This is a genomic window from Streptomyces genisteinicus (assembly GCF_014489615.1).
GTDB lineage: Bacteria > Actinomycetota > Actinomycetes > Streptomycetales > Streptomycetaceae > Streptomyces > Streptomyces genisteinicus.
In genome coordinates, this window is the sequence record NZ_CP060825.1 from 3,375,156 (window position 1) to 3,391,716 (window position 16,561).

At 74.6% G+C, this 16,561-nt stretch carries 11 protein-coding genes, 2 tRNA genes and 1 riboswitch; of the genes, 5 read left to right on the plus strand and 8 right to left on the minus strand.

Annotation, left to right across the window (positions count from 1 at the left end; translation table 11 throughout):
• The first annotated feature begins 554 nt into the window (after positions 1 to 554).
• The 4 genes from IAG43_RS14735 (at position 555) to IAG43_RS14750 (ending at position 5,695) form a co-directional block, all read left to right on the plus strand.
• Complete coding sequence (locus tag IAG43_RS14735) at positions 555 to 2,027, plus strand: NsdA family TPR-like regulatory protein (RefSeq protein WP_187741201.1); 1,473 nt, start codon at positions 555 to 557, stop codon at positions 2,025 to 2,027.
• A gap of 71 nt (positions 2,028 to 2,098) precedes the next feature.
• A complete protein-coding gene (gene lhgO / locus IAG43_RS14740) occupies positions 2,099 to 3,361 on the plus strand; it encodes an L-2-hydroxyglutarate oxidase (RefSeq protein ID WP_187741202.1) in 1,263 nt (420 codons plus the stop codon).
• 122 nt (positions 3,362 to 3,483) lie between these two features.
• Positions 3,484 to 4,233, plus strand: a complete 750-nt coding sequence (trmB, locus tag IAG43_RS14745) for a tRNA (guanosine(46)-N7)-methyltransferase TrmB (protein ID WP_187744467.1) — start codon at positions 3,484 to 3,486, stop codon at positions 4,231 to 4,233.
• A gap of 109 nt (positions 4,234 to 4,342) precedes the next feature.
• Positions 4,343 to 5,695 (plus strand): PrsW family intramembrane metalloprotease, encoded by a 1,353-nt coding sequence (locus tag IAG43_RS14750; RefSeq protein ID WP_425508604.1) that lies wholly within the window; start codon positions 4,343 to 4,345, stop codon positions 5,693 to 5,695.
• A gap of 95 nt (positions 5,696 to 5,790) precedes the next feature.
• On the opposite strand, the gene IAG43_RS14755 is transcribed toward IAG43_RS14750, so the two are convergent.
• From IAG43_RS14755 to IAG43_RS14770, 4 genes are all read right to left on the minus strand, one after another.
• A complete protein-coding gene (locus tag IAG43_RS14755; RefSeq protein WP_187741203.1) occupies positions 5,791 to 6,735 on the minus strand; it encodes an aldo/keto reductase in 945 nt (314 codons plus the stop codon).
• 234 nt (positions 6,736 to 6,969) lie between these two features.
• Positions 6,970 to 8,019: a M23 family metallopeptidase gene (locus tag IAG43_RS14760; RefSeq protein WP_187741204.1), complete on the minus strand. Its 1,050-nt coding sequence runs from the start codon at positions 8,017 to 8,019 to the stop codon at positions 6,970 to 6,972.
• An 11-nt stretch (positions 8,020 to 8,030) separates the two neighbouring features.
• A riboswitch (cyclic di-AMP (ydaO/yuaA leader) is annotated at positions 8,031 to 8,187 on the minus strand.
• A 286-nt stretch (positions 8,188 to 8,473) separates the two neighbouring features.
• Positions 8,474 to 9,661 carry a PP2C family protein-serine/threonine phosphatase gene (locus IAG43_RS14765; RefSeq protein ID WP_187741205.1) on the minus strand — a complete coding sequence of 396 codons (1,188 nt, stop codon included), beginning with the start codon at positions 9,659 to 9,661 and terminating at the stop codon, positions 8,474 to 8,476.
• A gap of 241 nt (positions 9,662 to 9,902) precedes the next feature.
• Positions 9,903 to 9,976, minus strand: a tRNA-Met gene (locus IAG43_RS14770).
• Positions 9,977 to 10,266: 290 nt separating this feature from the next.
• Here IAG43_RS14770 and sigJ point away from each other — a divergent pair.
• Entirely contained in the window at positions 10,267 to 11,208 is a 942-nt protein-coding gene (sigJ, locus tag IAG43_RS14775; protein ID WP_187741206.1) for an RNA polymerase sigma factor SigJ, read from the plus strand.
• A gap of 70 nt (positions 11,209 to 11,278) precedes the next feature.
• On the opposite strand, the gene IAG43_RS14780 is transcribed toward sigJ, so the two are convergent.
• The 4 genes from IAG43_RS14780 to IAG43_RS14795 all read right to left on the minus strand — a co-directional run bounded on the left by IAG43_RS14780 (position 11,279) and on the right by IAG43_RS14795 (position 16,475).
• Complete coding sequence (locus IAG43_RS14780; RefSeq protein ID WP_187741207.1) at positions 11,279 to 12,559, minus strand: globin domain-containing protein; 1,281 nt, start codon at positions 12,557 to 12,559, stop codon at positions 11,279 to 11,281.
• Between the two features lie 74 nt (positions 12,560 to 12,633).
• Positions 12,634 to 13,086, minus strand: coding sequence for an RrF2 family transcriptional regulator (locus IAG43_RS14785; RefSeq protein WP_187741208.1), 453 nt, complete (start codon positions 13,084 to 13,086; stop codon positions 12,634 to 12,636).
• Positions 13,087 to 13,222: 136 nt separating this feature from the next.
• A tRNA-Lys gene (locus tag IAG43_RS14790) sits at positions 13,223 to 13,295 on the minus strand.
• 111 nt (positions 13,296 to 13,406) lie between these two features.
• Positions 13,407 to 16,475 carry an FG-GAP-like repeat-containing protein gene (locus tag IAG43_RS14795; protein WP_187741209.1) on the minus strand — a complete coding sequence of 1,023 codons (3,069 nt, stop codon included), beginning with the start codon at positions 16,473 to 16,475 and terminating at the stop codon, positions 13,407 to 13,409.
• Positions 16,476 to 16,561: the final 86 nt, after the last annotated feature.

The following is a 16,561-nucleotide window of genomic DNA, read 5'->3' on the forward strand; positions in this document are numbered from 1 at the left end:
CGCGGCCCGTCCGGGCCGCCGGATCGCTCCGCGGGCCGACCGGAACACCGGCCGGACACGCGCCGGGACCGTCGTCATTCGGCCATTCTTCGATGGCCGATGAAGGTCAACACCCAGTCCGGGAGGCGTAGTTCGCCTCCCGGACCGGCCCGCCGCCCGCGGGGAAATGAGGCGGCAGTGTCCCCCAGCCCACTGGTTCCAGTACGCAGTGGGCCGACCCACGCAGCACCCATGGAAGCGCTCCCGGCAGCCGCCCGGCCAGAGCGCACGGACAGGCGCACGGCCACACGGCGGGAGCACGGCCGTGCCGCCCGGCCCGCCGCCCCGCACCACATTCCCGCCATAGGGAACTCCGCCTCTTAACGGTAGGGATGTGGCGAACTACGCTGTGTTCACTGCTGTCCTCTGCGGGCGCGCATATTCCGGGTGGTCCGGCCACATGCTTTTGCAGCCGGGACGGGCCGGGACGGGCGGTGTGCGAACCGGGAGGACACAGCACGAATGCCGTGCGCCCCGTGCGACGCGGCAGCCGTCTGCGTGTCGAGGGGTGGCGCATGTCCAGGGAGCAACGCGGGCCGAACGAAAAGCTCGGCACCGTTCTCGCCCTCGCGGGAATCAGCAACGCCGGGCTCGCCCGGCGGGTGAACGACCTCGGGGCGCAGCGCGGTCTGACCCTCCGCTACGACAAGACGTCGGTCGCCCGGTGGGTGTCCAAGGGCATGGTGCCGCAGGGCGCCGCACCCCATCTCATCGCCGCCGCGATCGGCGCCAAACTGGGCCGGCCGGTGCCGCTCCACGAGATCGGCCTGGCCGACGCCGACCCGGCGCCGGAGGTCGGTCTCGCCTTCCCGCGCGATGTCGGCGAGGCGGTGAAATCGGCCACCGACCTGTACCGCCTGGATCTCGCCGGACGACGCGCCGGCGCCGGCGGTATATGGCAGTCGCTGGCGGGCTCGTTCGCGGTGAGCGCGTACGCGACGCCCGCGTCGCGCTGGCTGATAACCCCGGCGGACCCGACGGTCGCCCGGCTGGTCGCCGCTCCCCCGGGAGCCTCGCCGGCCGAACGCCCCGCCGGGTCCGCGCCCGAGGGACCGGGCGACGACGCCGCGGTGCGCGTCGGCCACAGCGACGTCGCCAAGCTGCGCGAGGCCGCGGAGGACGCCCGCCGCTGGGACTCCAAGTACGGCGGCGGCGACTGGCGTTCGTCGATGGTTCCGGAGTGCCTGCGCGTCGACGCCGCACCCCTGCTGCTCGGCTCCTACTCCGACGAGGTGGGGCGCGCGCTCTTCGGCGCGACCGCCGAACTGACGCGGCTGGCGGGCTGGATGGCCTTCGACACCGGCCAGCAGGAGGCGGCCCAGCGCTACTACATCCAGGCGCTGCGCCTGGCCCGCGCCGCCGCCGACGTGCCGCTCGGCGGATACGTGCTCGCCTCCATGTCGCTCCAGGCGACGTACCGGGGGTTCGCGGACGAGGGCGTGGACCTGGCCCAGGCGGCGCTGGAGCGCAACCGCGGGCTCGCCACCGCCCGCACCATGAGCTTCTTCCGGCTGGTGGAGGCCCGCGCCCACGCCAAGGCGAACGACGCCGCCGCCGCCGGGCAGGCGCTGAAGGCGGCGGAGGGCTGGCTGGAGCGTTCCCGCGAGGGGGACGCGGACCCCTCGTGGCTGGGCTTCTACTCGTACGACCGTTTCGCGGCCGACGCCGCCGAGTGCTACCGCGACCTCAAGGCGCCCCGGCAGGTGCGGCGGTTCACGGAGCAGGCGCTGTCCCGTCCGACGGAGGAGTTCGTGCGCTCGCACGGCCTGCGGCTGATCGTCAGCGCGGTCGCGGAGCTGGAGTCCGGCAATCTGGACGCGGCCTGCGCCGCCGGGACCCGGGCGGTCGAGGTCGCGGGGCGGATCTCGTCGGCGCGCACCACCGAGTACGTGCGCGATCTTCTGCACCGCCTGGAGCCGTACGGAGACGAGCCGCGGGTAATGGAGCTCCGGGAGCGGGCCCGTCCGCTTCTGGCCGCCCCGGCGTGACACGGTGCACACCTGGTTTGAGGGCGCGGTCCACGGGCCAGTGCACTATCGGGGTGGGAGGTGACGCGGTGATGGCGTCCGTGCGGAGCTTCGACTGCGACGTGCTGGTGATCGGCGGAGGGATCGTCGGTCTGTCGACGGCGTACGCGCTGACGCGTGCGGCGCCCGGGACGCGGGTGACGGTGCTGGAGAAGGAGGCGGGCCCCGCCCGCCACCAGACCGGGCGCAACAGCGGGGTGATCCACAGCGGGATCTACTACAGGCCCGGTTCGCTCAAGGCCCGGTTCGCGGTCCGCGGCGCGGCGGAGATGGTCAAGTTCTGCGCCGAGTACGGCATCGACCACGAGGTCACCGGCAAGCTGATCGTGGCCACCGGCCGGGACGAGCTGCCGCGGCTGCACGCCCTGGTCCAGCGGGGCCGCGAGAACGGCATCCCGGTGCGCGAGCTCGGTCCGGCGCAGATCGGCGAGTACGAGCCCGAGGTGAGGGGGCTGGCCGCGATCCATGTGGGGACGACCGGCATCTGCGACTACCGGGCGGTGGCGGACCGGCTCGCCCGGGCCGCGGACGCCGACGTGCGCTGCGGCGAGGAGGTCGAAGCGATCGACCGCCGGCCGTGGGGCGTGGCCGTGCGCACCGTGTCCGGGACCGTGGTGCGGGCGCGGGCGCTGGTGAACTGCGCCGGTCTGCACTGCGACCGGGTGGCGCGCCTGGCGGGCGACGACCCGCAGATGCGGATCGTCCCCTTCCGGGGCGAGTACTACGACCTGGCCCGGCCGGAACTCGTCCGCGGCCTGGTGTACCCGGTGCCGGACCCGGCCTTCCCCTTCCTCGGCGTCCATCTGACCCGGGGCGTCGACGGCGGCGTCCACGTCGGGCCCAACGCGGTCCCGGCGCTCGCCCGCGAGGGGTACGACTGGTCCGTGGTCCGCCCCGCCGAACTGGCCGCCACGCTGAGCTGGCCCGGTTCCTGGCGGATCGCCCGCAGGCACTGGCGGTACGGCGCCGGCGAACTGCACCGCTCGCTGTCCCGGCGCGCCTTCACCGGGGCGGTGCGCCGGCTGCTGCCGCAGGTGACCGAGGAGGATCTGCGCCCGGCGCCGGCCGGAGTGCGGGCCCAGGCGGTGCTGCGGGACGGGACGCTGGTCGACGACTTCCTCATCCGCGAGGCGCCGCGGACGGTGCACGTGCTGAACGCGCCGTCCCCCGCCGCCACGGCCTCCCTGCCGATCGGCCGCGAGGTCGCCCGCCGGGTGCTCGCCGCGCTGGCCGCGGAGTCGGAGACCTGGGGCGGGGCGGTCAGGGGGACGGCGGCCGGCCCGCGGCGGCCGTGAGGCGGCCCGGGCACCGTCGCCGGGGCCCCGGGCCACCGCCGCGACCCCGTGGAATCGCCTCGTAGAATCGGGGCACTGTGTCTGAGCATGTGAACACCACCCCCGACGCCCCCCGGCCGCCGATGATCCGCGACCGGAGCGAGCCCCGCTTCCCCGGCGGCCCGGCCGCCGACCCCGCCGGATCGCACCACGAGCGGCGGATCCGCAGCTTCCAGCCGCGCCGGAGCCGGGTGACCACCAGCCAGGAGGACGCCCTCCAGCGCCTGTGGCCGATGTGGGGGCTCGACATCGACGGCCGACGGGTGCTCGACCTCGACGAGATGTTCGGCGGCCTGCCCGTCGTGCTGGAGATCGGGTTCGGCATGGGCGAGGCGACCGCGCAGATGGCCGCCGACGACCCGGCGACGGGCATCCTCGCCGTCGACGTGCACACCCCCGGCCAGGGCAATCTGCTCGGCCTCGCCGAGCGCAACGGCCTGGGCAACGTCCGGGTCGCCAACGGCGACGCGATCATCCTGCTGCGCGAGATGCTGGCGCCGGGCTCCCTGAACGGGATGCGGGTGTACTTCCCGGACCCGTGGCCGAAGAAGCGGCACCACAAGCGGCGGCTGATCCAGCCGGAGTTCCTCACCCTCGCCGCCGGGCGGCTGGCCCCCGGCGCCGTGCTGCACTGCGCGACCGACTGGGAGCCCTACGCGGAGCAGATGCTGGAGGTCCTCGGCTCGCACCCGGAGTTCGAGAACACCGCCGACGGCGGCGGCTACGCGCCGCGCCCCGCCTTCCGGCCCCTGACCCGCTTCGAAGGCCAGGGGCTGGACAAGGGCCACACCGTGCACGACCTGCTCTTCCGCCGGGTGCAGCCCGCCCGCTGAACCGGCGCCGCGCCGGCACCGGGCACACGGGCCCACCGCCGCGCCGTGTCGGCCACCGGGCGCGGACGCACCGTCGCGCCGTGTCGGTGGCGGTCGTTAGGGTCGTCGGGTGTCCGAACCCTCGCAGCTGCCGTCGACGGCTCCCGGCCCGCCGTACCCCGTACCGGTGCGCGACCCGGAGCGTCCCGGGGAGCTGCCCGCCCCGCCGGCGCCGCCGGCCCGCGCCCGCCGCACGTACGCCGCGCGGCTGTGGCGCAGCCGGATGGTGCGGGCGGGAGCGGTGTGCCTGCTGCTCGCGCTGTGCGCGCTGGTGATTCTCGCGCTGGTCCGGGAACAGACCGGCACACCCGGCTTCCTGGTCGGCCTGGGACTGGCGACGCTGCCGGTGCCGCTGCTGCTCGCCGCCTTCCGCTGGCTGGACCGGGTGGAGCCGGGCCCGTGGCGGAACCTGCTGTTCGCCTTCGGCTGGGGCGCCTTCGCCGCGGCGCTGGTCGCCATCCTCGCCAACTCCTTCGCCACCCGCTGGATCGCCACCGCGACCGCCGACCCCGCGTCGGCGGACACGCTCGGCGCCACCGTGATCGCCCCGGTCGTCGAGGAGAGCGCCAAGGCTGCCGCGATCCTGCTGATCTTCCTGTTCCGCAGACGGGACTTCAACGGCGTGGTCGACGGGGTGGTCGTCGCCGGCTTCACCGCCACCGGCTTCGCCTTCACGGAGAACATCCTCTACCTGGGCAACGCCTTCGGCGAGGACCAGGCGTTCGGCACCTCGGGCCTGGGCTCGGTGACCGCGGCGACCTTCTTCGTCCGCATCGTGATGTCCCCGTTCGCCCACCCCCTGTTCACCGTGCTCACCGGCATCGGCTTCGGCATCGCCGCACTCTGGCCGCGGCGCCGCCGGATACGCCGGGTGCTGCTCCCGCTGCTGGGACTGCTGCTCGCCATGGGCATGCACGCCCTGTGGAACGGCTCCACCACCCTGTTCGGGCCCTGGGGCTTCTACGCGGTGTACGCCGCGTTCATGGTGCCCGCGTTCGGGCTGCTGACCTGGTGGACGATATGGACCCGCCAGCGGGAACTGCGCACGATAGCCGCCCAGCTCCCGGCGTACGCGGTGGCCGGCTGGCTCACGCAGCCGGAGCCCCGGGCGCTGTCCTCGATGCGCGCCCGCACGCTGGCCCGGGACTTCGCCCGGCGCACGTACGGCCGCCCGGCGGCGCACGCGGTCTCCGAGTACGAGACGTACGCGACCTCGCTCGCCTTCCTGCGGCACCGGGCCCACCGCGGCACCGCGGGACCGGACTTCGTGGCGCGCGAGCGGGAACTGCTCCACCGGCTGTGGGCACGCCGGGAGGTGGCGGCGCCGTCGCTGACGTACGCGGCCCGCGCCACCGGCCGGGTCGCGGTGCCGCCGCCGCACCGCGACTACGACGTCTTCAACCCGTACCGGGCCGCGCCCTGACGGCAGGGCAGGCGGGCCCGCGGGCCCCCGCACCCGGCCGGACCACGCCCGGCGCCGGTGCCGACCCGCCCCGGCCGCAGCGGCCTTGGGGCGCGCTACGCGGACGCGGCCGTCAGCTCGGCCAGTTCCTCGGAGGTGAGCTCCAGACCGGCCACCGCGGTCAGCGCGGGAAGCTGCCCGACCGTGCGCGCCGAGGCGATCGGCGCCACGACGGTCGGCTGCGCGGCCAGCCAGGCGAGCGCGACGGTGGCGATCCCGGCCCCGCGGGCCTCGGAGATCCGGTCGAGCGCGGCCAGGACCAGGCGGCCCCGCTCGGTCTCCAGGTGCTTGCCGGCGCCCTCGGCCCGGGCGCTGTCCACGGTGGTCCCCGGACGGTACTTGCCGGTGAGGAAGCCGGAGGCCAGCGCGTAGTAGGGCACGGCGGCCAGACCGGCGCGCCGCGCCTCGTCCGCGAGGGCGCCCTCGTAGGTGTCCCGCGACAGCAGGTTGTAGTGCGGCTGGAGGACGGTGTAGGGGGTGAGTCCCTCGCTCGCGGCGAAGTCGAGGGAGGCCCGCAGGCGCTCGGCGCTCAGGTTGGACGCGCCGAGGGCGCGGACCTTGCCGTCCTTCACCAGCTGGTCGAGTGCGACGACGATCTCCTCGACGGGCACGGACGGGTCGTCGAAGTGGGAGTAGTACAGGTCGATGTGATCGGTGCCCAGGCGCCGCAGCGACTCCTCCGCCGCGGCCTTGATCGTGGTGGCGCTCAGACCCCTGAACCGCGGGTGCGCGCCGACCTTGGTCGCGACGACCACCTCGGCCCGGTTGCCGCGCGCGGCGAGCCACCTGCCGATGACGGTCTCGGACTCCCCGCCCTCGTTGCCCGGCACCCAGGAGGAATAGGTGTCGGCCGTGTCGACGAAGTTGCCGCCCGCCGCGGTGTACGCGTCGAGGACGGCGAAGGACTGGGTCTCGTCGGCGGTCCATCCGAAGACGTTGCCGCCGAGGGAGAGCGGGAAGACGTCGAGACCGGACCGGCCGAGGCTGCGTAGAGAGGTCATGAGCACTCAACCGTACGATCCCGCTCCGCTATTCCGCGGCAGCTCTCCGCCCGCGTCCCGCCGGGCCGCCCCACGGCATCTGTCCGGTCACGAGTCCACGGGCCGGGGCGCCGGGGGGCGTCGGGTCCACGGCGCGTCGCGGGCGTCCGGACACGGGTCCGCCGGCCCGGGCGTCGGGGGGTGAGCGCCCGGACCGGCGGGGTCCGTCGAAGATGCCGCCGTGCGGCGGGAGGGTCAGACGGTGAGGCCCTTGCCCCGCAGCCAGGCGAGCGGGTCGATGCCGGAGCCGCCCGCGGTGTGGACCTCCATGTGGAGGTGGGGTCCGGTGACGTTGCCGGTGGCGCCGACGCGGCCGATGGTCTCGCCGGTGGTGACCTTCTGGCCGGCGGACGCGGTCATCGACGACAGGTGGGCGTACCAGACCTCGGTGCCGTCCTCGAGCTCCAGCACGATGCGGTAGCCGTACGAGCCGGACCAGCCGGCCGAGGTGACGGTGCCGGTGTGAACGGCCTTGACCGGGGTACCCGTCGGCGCGGCGAAGTCCAGACCGGTGTGCTGGCCGGAGGACCACATGGAGCCGGACTCACCGTAGGTGGAGGTCAGGGTGTACGAGGAGGTGGGGAGGGACCAGCTCCTGGCGAGCTCGGCCAGGCGCTCGGCCTCGGCCTTCGCCCGTGCGGCCTCCTCGGCCCTGCGCTTCTCCTCGGCGGCCTTCTTCTCGGCGGCCGACTGCTGCTTCGCGGCCTCGGCGGCGGCCTGTTCGGCGGCCGTCTTCTCCGCCGCGGCCTTGGCCTCGGCGTCGGCCTCGGCCCGCTGCTGCTCGGCCTGCTGGAGGATCCGGGCCCGCAGCGCCTCGCCGGCGCCGGCCGCCTGCTCGCCCCCGGCCTCGGTGCCGCTGTCGGCGACCGCGGTCATCGCGGTGAGCGGGGCGTGGTTCGCGGTGGCTGCGGACTCCGAGTCGCCGGAGATCAGCGAGCCGACACCCGGGAGGGAGGAGGCGTCCGGGAGGTGGTCGGTGAGGGAGTCGGGAAGGGATATCGACACCGCGGGCTTGTCCTGCGCGGTGGCCATGCCACCCGCGCCGACGGCCGCGATGACGCCGACTCCGAGAACGGTGGAGCTGCGGGCGAGTCCGCCCCGCTGCTTGGCCACGCGGTGCCGCCCGCGTACGGGCCGGATGGACTCCTCGGTCGGATTCCACTCCTCGTACGACCGTTCCGGGGCGTCGCCGCCGAAAGAGGAAGGGGCGGACGGGGCCTCGGGGGCAGGCATGTTGGACGCCACGAAGGCGTACTCCTTTCCTTCCTTCTCGCCTACCGGGTTAGCTGACGGGTTCGGAGCAGGAAGGTCTCCTACGGGTGTCACCGGCCGCGCAGAGAGCGGCAGATGAGGCCCGATTCACCCCAAGGATTGGTTCCCCGGTTCCCTTGCGGAATTCGGCGCGCGCGCACGGTGCCGCCTCTGGCGACGGCTGGGACGACCGCGTTGCGTTATCGAACGTTAATAGACGCCGGGCCCGGATTCCAAGCCGTTCCGACTGATCGTTAACGACTGTGGCCAGGACTTATCGGGACAGAAGGAGTCGGAATCGGGCGACTTGATCGACTCTCGGATGGGCAGGCTTTTCTGACGGTGCGTCATATGTTATGCGCAGTGGCATTCCGCGACTACGCAGGGTGCCCGGCCGCTCCGGCGGGGATCACGGCCCCGGCCGCCCGCCTCGGAGCACCCGCGGGGATCACGGCCCAGGCCGCCGCCCCGGGGCGCCGTCCCGGTCGGCGGGGACGACGGGGACCGTCCGGCGCCGGTCCGGCTGGCCGGCCTCGGGCCGGGTGACCGCCATCAGCGCCATGTCGTCGGCGGGCCCGCCGCCGGAGTAGCGGCGCACGTCGTCCACCAGGGCGTCCAGCAACTCCTCCGGCCCCGGGAAGACCCGGCCCCGGAGCCGCTCCGCCGGGTCGTAGAAGACCCCGTGCGCGTCCCGCGCCTCGGAGAGCCCGTCGGTGTAGAGCAGCAGCGTGGCCCCGGCCGGCAGGGCGTACTCGTCCGCCCGGTCGGGCCCGCCCCCCAGGTCGCCCATGCCGAGCGGCAGCGCCGGCTCCGTCGGTGTCAGCGGGGCCAGCGCGCCGTCCGCCCGGAGCAGCAGCGGGTCGGGATGGCCCCGGTTCACCAGGCGCACGGCCCCGCGGTCCCCGCCCGCCCGCACGTTCGGGATCTCGCCGATGACGGCCGTCGTGAAGCCCTCGAAGGCGTCCAGCCCCGGCCGCCGTACGCCCTCGCGCTGCAGCGCCCGCTCCAGCCGCTGCGCCACCGCCTCCAGGGTGCTCTCCTGTTCCGCCGCCTCCCGGAAGGACCCGACGAGCACGGCGACGGCCGAGACCGCCTCCATGCCCTTGCCGCGCACGTCGCCCACGATCAGCCGCACGCCGTAGGGCGTGTCCTGCACCGCGAAGAGGTCTCCTCCGATGAACGCGTCCGCCTGCGCCGCCTCGTACCGCGCGGCGACGTGGAGACCGGCGATCCGGTCCTGCGGCTCGGGCAGCACGGCGCGCTGCGCCGCCTCGGCGATCACCCGGGCCGAGGCCAGCCGCTCGCTGCCCAGCCGCAGGACGCGGTTGATCAGCAGCGCGACGGCCGAGACCGTGGCCACCGTGGTCACCTCGGTGAAGCTGGTGATCTCGGTGGCGTCGTCGTTGTAGACGTGCAGCCCGGCGGTGGCCACGACGGCGGCGATGCCGGTGAGCAGCGTCACCACCCAGGAGGTGAGGGCCGCCGCGACGAGCGGTGCGGCGGCGAAGAGCGGCACGGCGGTGAAGCGGGGAGGGCTGAGGGCGTCGAAGAACGCGCCGCCGACGAGCATCACGGCAGGGAGCAGGCGCAGGTACCACGGAGTCCGGAAGGTGCTGCGCTGCCGTCGCCCCACCATGCTTCTCCCGCCGCTTCCGCCGCCGCTCCGGACTCACGGCCACGACCGGTGCCGTGTCCTTCCATGCTGCGGGCGTCGCGCCGAAGCGGCGACTTGCCGCCGCACCGTGGGACGACACCGCAGGCCACGGGCGGTGGCCGTGCGCCCGGGGTCTCGGACGGCCCGGGGCGCCGGGAGCGGGCCGGAAACGACGGTGGCCCGTCATTCGATGCGATCTCGAATGACGGGCCACCGTCTTCAGTAGCGGGGACAGGATTTGAACCTGCGACCTCTGGGTTATGAGCCCAGCGAGCTACCGAGCTGCTCCACCCCGCGTCGGTGAACACAACCTTACGCCATCCGCGGAGTCCTTCCGACCAGTTTTCCCGTGCCCTGCCTCACAGCCCTTCTCACAGCCCCCCTGCCGCACAGCCGTGCCGCGCACCGCGCCGCACCCCCGACGGCACGCGCACCGCGCCCACCGCACCCACCGCACCCGCCCCCGACGGTGCCCGGGCCGGCCGTCCCTGTCACATCCGCCGCCCGCGGCACGTCGAAGACGTGAGGACCCGCTCGCGGAGGCGTCATCCGCCGGGCGGGGCGCCCACCGGCAGACAGGACGGACGATGGACAGGACCGTGCACAGGACCGGCACCGCACCGCACGCGACGGCGGCCGGACCGGGCGCCGCGGCGGGGCCGGACGCCCTCGCCCGGCGCTTCGAGGAGCACCGCCCGCAGCTGCGGGCCGTCGCCTACCGGATGCTCGGCTCGCTGGCCGAGGCCGACGACGCGGTCCAGGAGGCGTGGCTGCGGCTCAGCCGCTCCGACGGCGACGGGGTCGCGAACCTGCGCGGCTGGCTGACCACCGTCGTCGGCCGGATCTGCCTGGACATGCTGCGCAGCCGGGCTTCGCGGCGTGAGCAGCCGATGGCCCCGCACCTGCCCGAGCCGATCGTCGGCGCCGGGGACACGGTGGACCCCGAGCACGAGGCGCTGCTGGCCGACTCCGTCGGCCTCGCCCTGCTCGTGGTCCTGGGCACCCTCGCCCCCGCGGAGCGCCTCGCCTTCGTGCTGCACGACATGTTCGCCGTGCCGTTCGACGAGATCGCGCCCCTGGTGGGCCGCTCCCCCGCGGCCGCCCGCCAGCTCGCCAGCCGGGCGCGCCGGCGGGTGCGGGGCGGGGCGCCCGCGCCCGACGCGGATCTCGCCCGCCAGCGCGAGGTGGTCGCCGCCTTCCTGGGCGCGGCGCGCGACGGCGACATCGGCGCGCTGGTGGCCGTCCTCGACCCGGACGTGGTGGCGCGGGCCGACGGCGGGTCGCGTGGACCCGAGTCGCTGATCCGCGGCGCCGAGCGCGTCGCGCGGCGGGCCGCCGCCTTCGCCCATCCCTCGCGCGCCACCCTTCCCGCACTGGTGAACGGCGCCGCCGGGGTGGTCGTGGCGGTCGGCGGCGTCCCGGTCGCGGTGATGGCCTTCACCGTCGTGGAGGAACGGATCGTGGCGATCGAGACCCTGGCGGACCCGGCCCGTCTCGCAGCCCTGGACCTGACCGTCCTCGGCGGCTGAATCCGGGGCGGCGGGGCCCCGGGCGCCCGCCACCCGCGGGCCGCCGGGTCCCGGGCCCGGGACCGGGCCCTCAGGAGTCGGCGGGCGACGCCGCCGCGTCGTCCACGGCGGTCCCGGCGGCCCCCACCGCCCGGCCCGCCCCGGCCGCGTCCGCCGCGTCCCGCCCGAGCCACAGGTCGGGACCGAAGACCTCGTAGTGGATGCGCCGGGCCGGGACGCCCCGGCGCAGCAGGTCCGCGCGGACGGCCTTCATGAACGGCAGCGGGCCGCAGAGGCAGGCGGTCAGGTCCTCGGGCAGGTCGAGGGAGCCGATGTCCATCCGCCCCGCGGCGGAGCCGTCCGCGCCGTGCCCGCGCTCGTACCAGAGGCTCAGCCGGGCGTGCGGATTCCGGTCGGCGAGGGCCCGCAGCTCCTCCCGGTGGGCGTGGTCGGCGGGGCTGCGGTCGGCGTGCGCCACGACGACCTGCCGGGCCGTCCCGGTGGCGGTCAGATGGCCGAGCACGGAGAGCATCGGGGTACCGCCGATCCCGGCGGAGGCCAGCAGCAGGGGGCCGTCTCCGGTCTCGTCGGGCACCAGGCCGCCGAAGGGGAGCGAGACGGTCAGCAGGTCGCCGGGGCGCGCGTGCCCGTGGAGCCACGAGGAGACCTCGCCCTCGGGCCCTGCCCCGTCGCGCAGCCGCTTGACGCTGATCCGCCAGTCGCCGGCCCCCGGGGCCGCGGACAGGCTGTACTGGCGTATCTGACGCGCCCCGTCGGGCAGCTGCGCCTGGACGCTGACGTACTGGCCGGGCCGGAAGGGACCGGCCGGGCAGCCGTCGGCGCGGCGCAGCGTGTACGAGACCACGTCGGCGGTCTCCCGGCGCCGCGCGACGATCTCCATCCGCTGCCAGACCTCGCCGTCCGCGACCCCGGCCTCCTGGTAGAGGCGGCTCTCACGGGCGATCAGGGCGCCGGCCATCAGCCAGTAGACCTCGTCCCACGCCTCGGCCACCTCGGGGGTGACGGCGTCGCCGAGCACCTGCGCGATGGCGGCGAAGAGGTGGCGGTGGACGAGCTCGTACTGGTCGGAGGTGATGCCGAGGGAGGCGTGCTTGCCCGCGATCCGCGCGAGCATCGTGTCGGGCCGCTCGTCCGGCCGCTCCAGCAGCATCCCGGCGAAGGCGGCGATGGAGCCCGCCAGCGCCTGCCGCTGCCGCCCGTTGGCCTGGTTGCCGCGGTTGAAGAGGTCGCGCAGCAGTTCGGGCCGGTCCGCGAACAGCTCGGCGTAGAAGAGGTCGGCGATCTCCCCGATCGCGGCGCCCACGGCGGGGAGGGTGGCCCGGACGACGGGCACGGACTGCTCGGACAGCACGGCGACTCCCTTAATAGGTATGTGATCTTCCAATTTTTGCCTGCAGGTCCGGACCTCCGGGACCACGGAACAACTCAGTCCGCGACGGGCCCCCGGCCGACCAGCCCGACGAGCACCGGACCCGTCGGCGAGGCCACCAGGTCTCCCACGGTCAGCGGATCGAGCGTGGCGTGGAAGGCCTCCTGCGCCTCCCGCAGCGCGCGCCGCAGCCGGCACGCCCCGCGCAGCGGACAGGGGGCGTCGCCCTCGCAGACCACGACCTCCCCCTCCCCCTCCAACTCGCGCACCAGCCAGCCCAGCGAGGCCCTGCGTCCGAGCCCGGTGAGCGCCAGCCCGCCGCCCCTGCCGCGCCGTGCCTCCACGACGCCGAGATGCTGCAGCCGGGCCACCACCTTGGCCATGTGCGCGGCGGGGACGTTCATCACCTCGGCCACCTCCCGGGTGGTCGAGGCGGGCGCGTCGCCCTCGGCGACGGCGAGCCGCATGACGGCACGGAGTGCGAGATCGGTGAACCTGGTCAGCCGCATGCGGCGACCCTAACAAACACGTATTTCATACTCCGATTCAGGGTCGGGCGCAGACGTGCACCGGCCGACCGGAACCCCTCCGGAGACGACGACAGCCCCCGTCCGGAACCGTGGTCCCGGACGGGGGCTGGACAGGTAGGCCGTGTGGGACTCGAACCCACAACCAACGGATTAAAAGTCCGCTGCTCTGCCAATTGAGCTAACGGCCCTCGGCACAACACCCCTGAGCATAGCCAAAGAGATCCCCCGAGCCGATCGGGTATCCCCACACCGGCCTGTCCCGCCGCGGCCCGGGCAGCCGGGCCGCGGCGGGGAGCACGTCAGTACAGGCCCTTGAACGCCTGCCAGCCGCCTGTCCCGATCTGCACCCGTGCCGCGAGCGTCCCGTCGCCGGTGGCGCTGTGCCGGTACAGCCGTCCGTCACCGGTCCGCCCGACGAGCTCGGGCTTCCCGTCGCCGCTGATGTCCCCGACTCCGGCGACCGAGGTGTAGCCGCCCCAGCCGGTGGCGAGCTTCACCCGCGCGGTCACCCCGCCGGTCGCCGTCCCGTAGTACCGCCACAGCGCACCGGCCGCGTCGATCCCGAGCAGGTCCCCGCGTCCGTCGCCGTTCAGGTCGCCCACGCCGGCGATCTTCGTGTACGTCCGCCAGTCGGTGCCGATCCGCACACGCGCGGCGAGCCTGTGCGACGCCGAACCCGCGTAGAAGTACATGTCGCCCGTGGTGGTCTGACGCACCATCAGGTCCTGGAAGCCGTCGCCGTTCACGTCGCCGGGGGACGTCAGCTGGTCGTACTGCGCCCAGCCGGAGCCGATCGAGGTGTACGGCGACGTCGGCGAGAGGACCTTGCCGCAGCCAGGCCGGTACACCCTCAGCTCGTTCCCGAGGCGTACCAGCACGTCGTTGCACCGGTCGCCGTCCACGTCGCCGAACGGGACGGGGTACGCGTCCGTCGCGAACACGCCGCCCGCCTGACGCGCCAGCACACCGCCGGTGCCGTTGCCCCGGTACTGCGAGACCAGCCCGGCCGTGTCCTGCACCAGCAGGTCGCCGAAGCCGTCGTCCCCCAGGTCGCGCCGGACCGGCGAGGCGCCCGTGACCGTGACGCCTCCGGTCAGGACGAGGTCCGCGCCCTGGCCGTCGGCGGGCTTCGCCGTCAGCGCCCAGGTGTACGCGCCGTTGGCGACGAGCCGGCCCGCCGTGTCCCTGCCGTCCCAGGACGGCCGGACGATCCCGCGCGCCTCACCGCCCGTGAGCGTGCGCACGGCCGCGCCCGTGGCCGTGTGGCGCAGTTCGAGCGTCCAGGAGGCGGCGGGCTTGGTCAGCCACCAGCGCGGCTGCCAGGCGGCGTTGCGGAGATCCGCGCCCGTCGCGACGTCGGCGTCGATCGTGCCGAGCGGCGAGGCCGTCACCCCGATGTCCGCGACCTCGATGTCCCCGGCGGGGTTCGACTGGAAGGCGACCCGGCCGGTGGCCGTGTCCACCGCGTACGGGCCGGTGCGGTCGTTGTCGTGGCTCGGGTGGTAGGTGGCCTTCAGGACCGGCTCGGTACCGCTGACGTCCGTGACCCGGATGACGTCCCCCCGGAACCAGACGGCGTATCCGTCGCCGAGCACGCTGACCGGCTCCTGGAGGAACCGGTCCCTGCCGGTCTCCAGATCGCGGATCCCCGCCGAGTAGTCGGCTCCGGCGCAGCGCCAGCTCAGCCAGTGGCCCGTGACGCGGAGGAACTCGGCCCGGCATCCGTTCCCCAGGTCGACGGTGCGCCGGGCCGCTCCGGTGCGCACGTCGTACCCGATGACCGTGCCGTTGACCGGACCCGCGGCCCACACGGTGTCGCCCTGGAGGTCCAGGTCCTGCGCGTCGTACCCGACCGGGATCGACGCGAGGTGCTTCCCGGTGTCCAGGTCGACGGTCGCCGCCCGGACGATCGTGCCGTCCTCCCGGTATCCGAAGCCCACGGCATACCGCCCGGAGACGTCGGTGACGTAGAACCCCTCGAACGCGGTCGTCAGGGGCCGGCCGGCGGACGCCCCGTCCTCGACGACCACGGGGACCCTGTCGTGCACGGGGAAGGGCTGCACGACGGTACGGCCGTCGCCGGTGCTATGAAGCTCCGGGCAGTCGGTGACGTCCACCGCGCAGGCGTCGAGCGGGATCCCGAGAGCACCGCGCTCCACCGTGCCGCCGACCGCCGACCCGTCCGTGACGGACACCGACCGCGAACGGAAGGCGTACCGCTCGTCCGGCATCCGCTCGAGCGACTCCAGACGGCCGTGGGCGAAGCTCAGGGCGTACGGCTCGGAGGTCATCGGGGCGACGGCCGTGAGCACGGTCGCCGTCACCTGCTCCCCGTCTGCTCGCAGGCGTTGCAGGCTCAGGGTCTCCGGTGCGGTTCCCGCCACGACGAGGAGTCCGCCGTCGGGAGCCGCCAGCGCCCGGGTCCGCGCCGAGGCGAAGAGAGGCGTCTCGGCGCCTCCGCCCCTCGGGACCGAGACCAGGCGGTAGGGAGCGGAGCCGCCGTCCGCGGTGCGCCGGGCGACGATCAGCTGTCCGCCGGTCATCCCCAGCAGTTCGTCGCCCTCCCGGTAGGGCAGTTCGGCCGAGGCGTCGAGCGCGAGGGGCCCGGTGGCACCGGGCCCGCCCTTGCCGTGGAACAGGACGGTGCCGTCCGTCGTCCACCGGACGACCTCGGTCGGCGTGTGGACGACCGAGGCGGTCCCGGCGGCCGGGCCGTCCTCGGACAGCGTGCGCACCTGCCCCGTCGCCAGGTCGATCCAGACCGGCCGGGACACCCCGCCCACGGTGGAGGAGGCGAGTATGCCCGTGGCGTCACCGGCCGTCGCGCCGGCAGGGAGTTGCCCGCCTTCCGGCCAGCCCGTGACCACGGTGTCCTGGACGGAACCGCTCACCAGCCGGAGCAGGTGCCAGGTCACCGGCGCCGTCGTGCCGTTCCCCTTGGAGGTGAGCACCGTGGAGCCGAAGGCTCCGATGTACCGGTGCCCGGACGGCAGCGTGACGTAGGTGTTGCGCTTCCGGGTGGCGTCGAACAGGCGGACTTCGGTGCCGTCTTCCCACAGCGCGGCGACGACGTCGGAGCCGGCGCCGTACGCCCCGCCGGCCTCCGGGCCCTCCGCGTCGTTGCGGATCGGCTCGGTGACCCCGCTCCAGGTGGACCAGAACTGGCCGCGCCCCTGTTCGTAACGGAGATAGCCGCCCGGCCCCGCGGAGAGCGGCACCACCTCCCGCGGCTGGGCCGCCGCGGTGGCGGGAAAGACCGTGCCGCTCTCCGCGGCGGCCGCGGTGTAGGTGAGCGGGCCGGTACCGGCGATCAGAGTCGCCGCGGCAGCGGCGGCGACCCAATGGCGTACGAGAGCGCTGCGAAGCACTCGTCCCTCCCCGGGATGCGATGAGGCACGGGGCATGACGGTGCATGTGCGGAACGCACATCGTCGAAAGCCCCCCGGCCGCACCC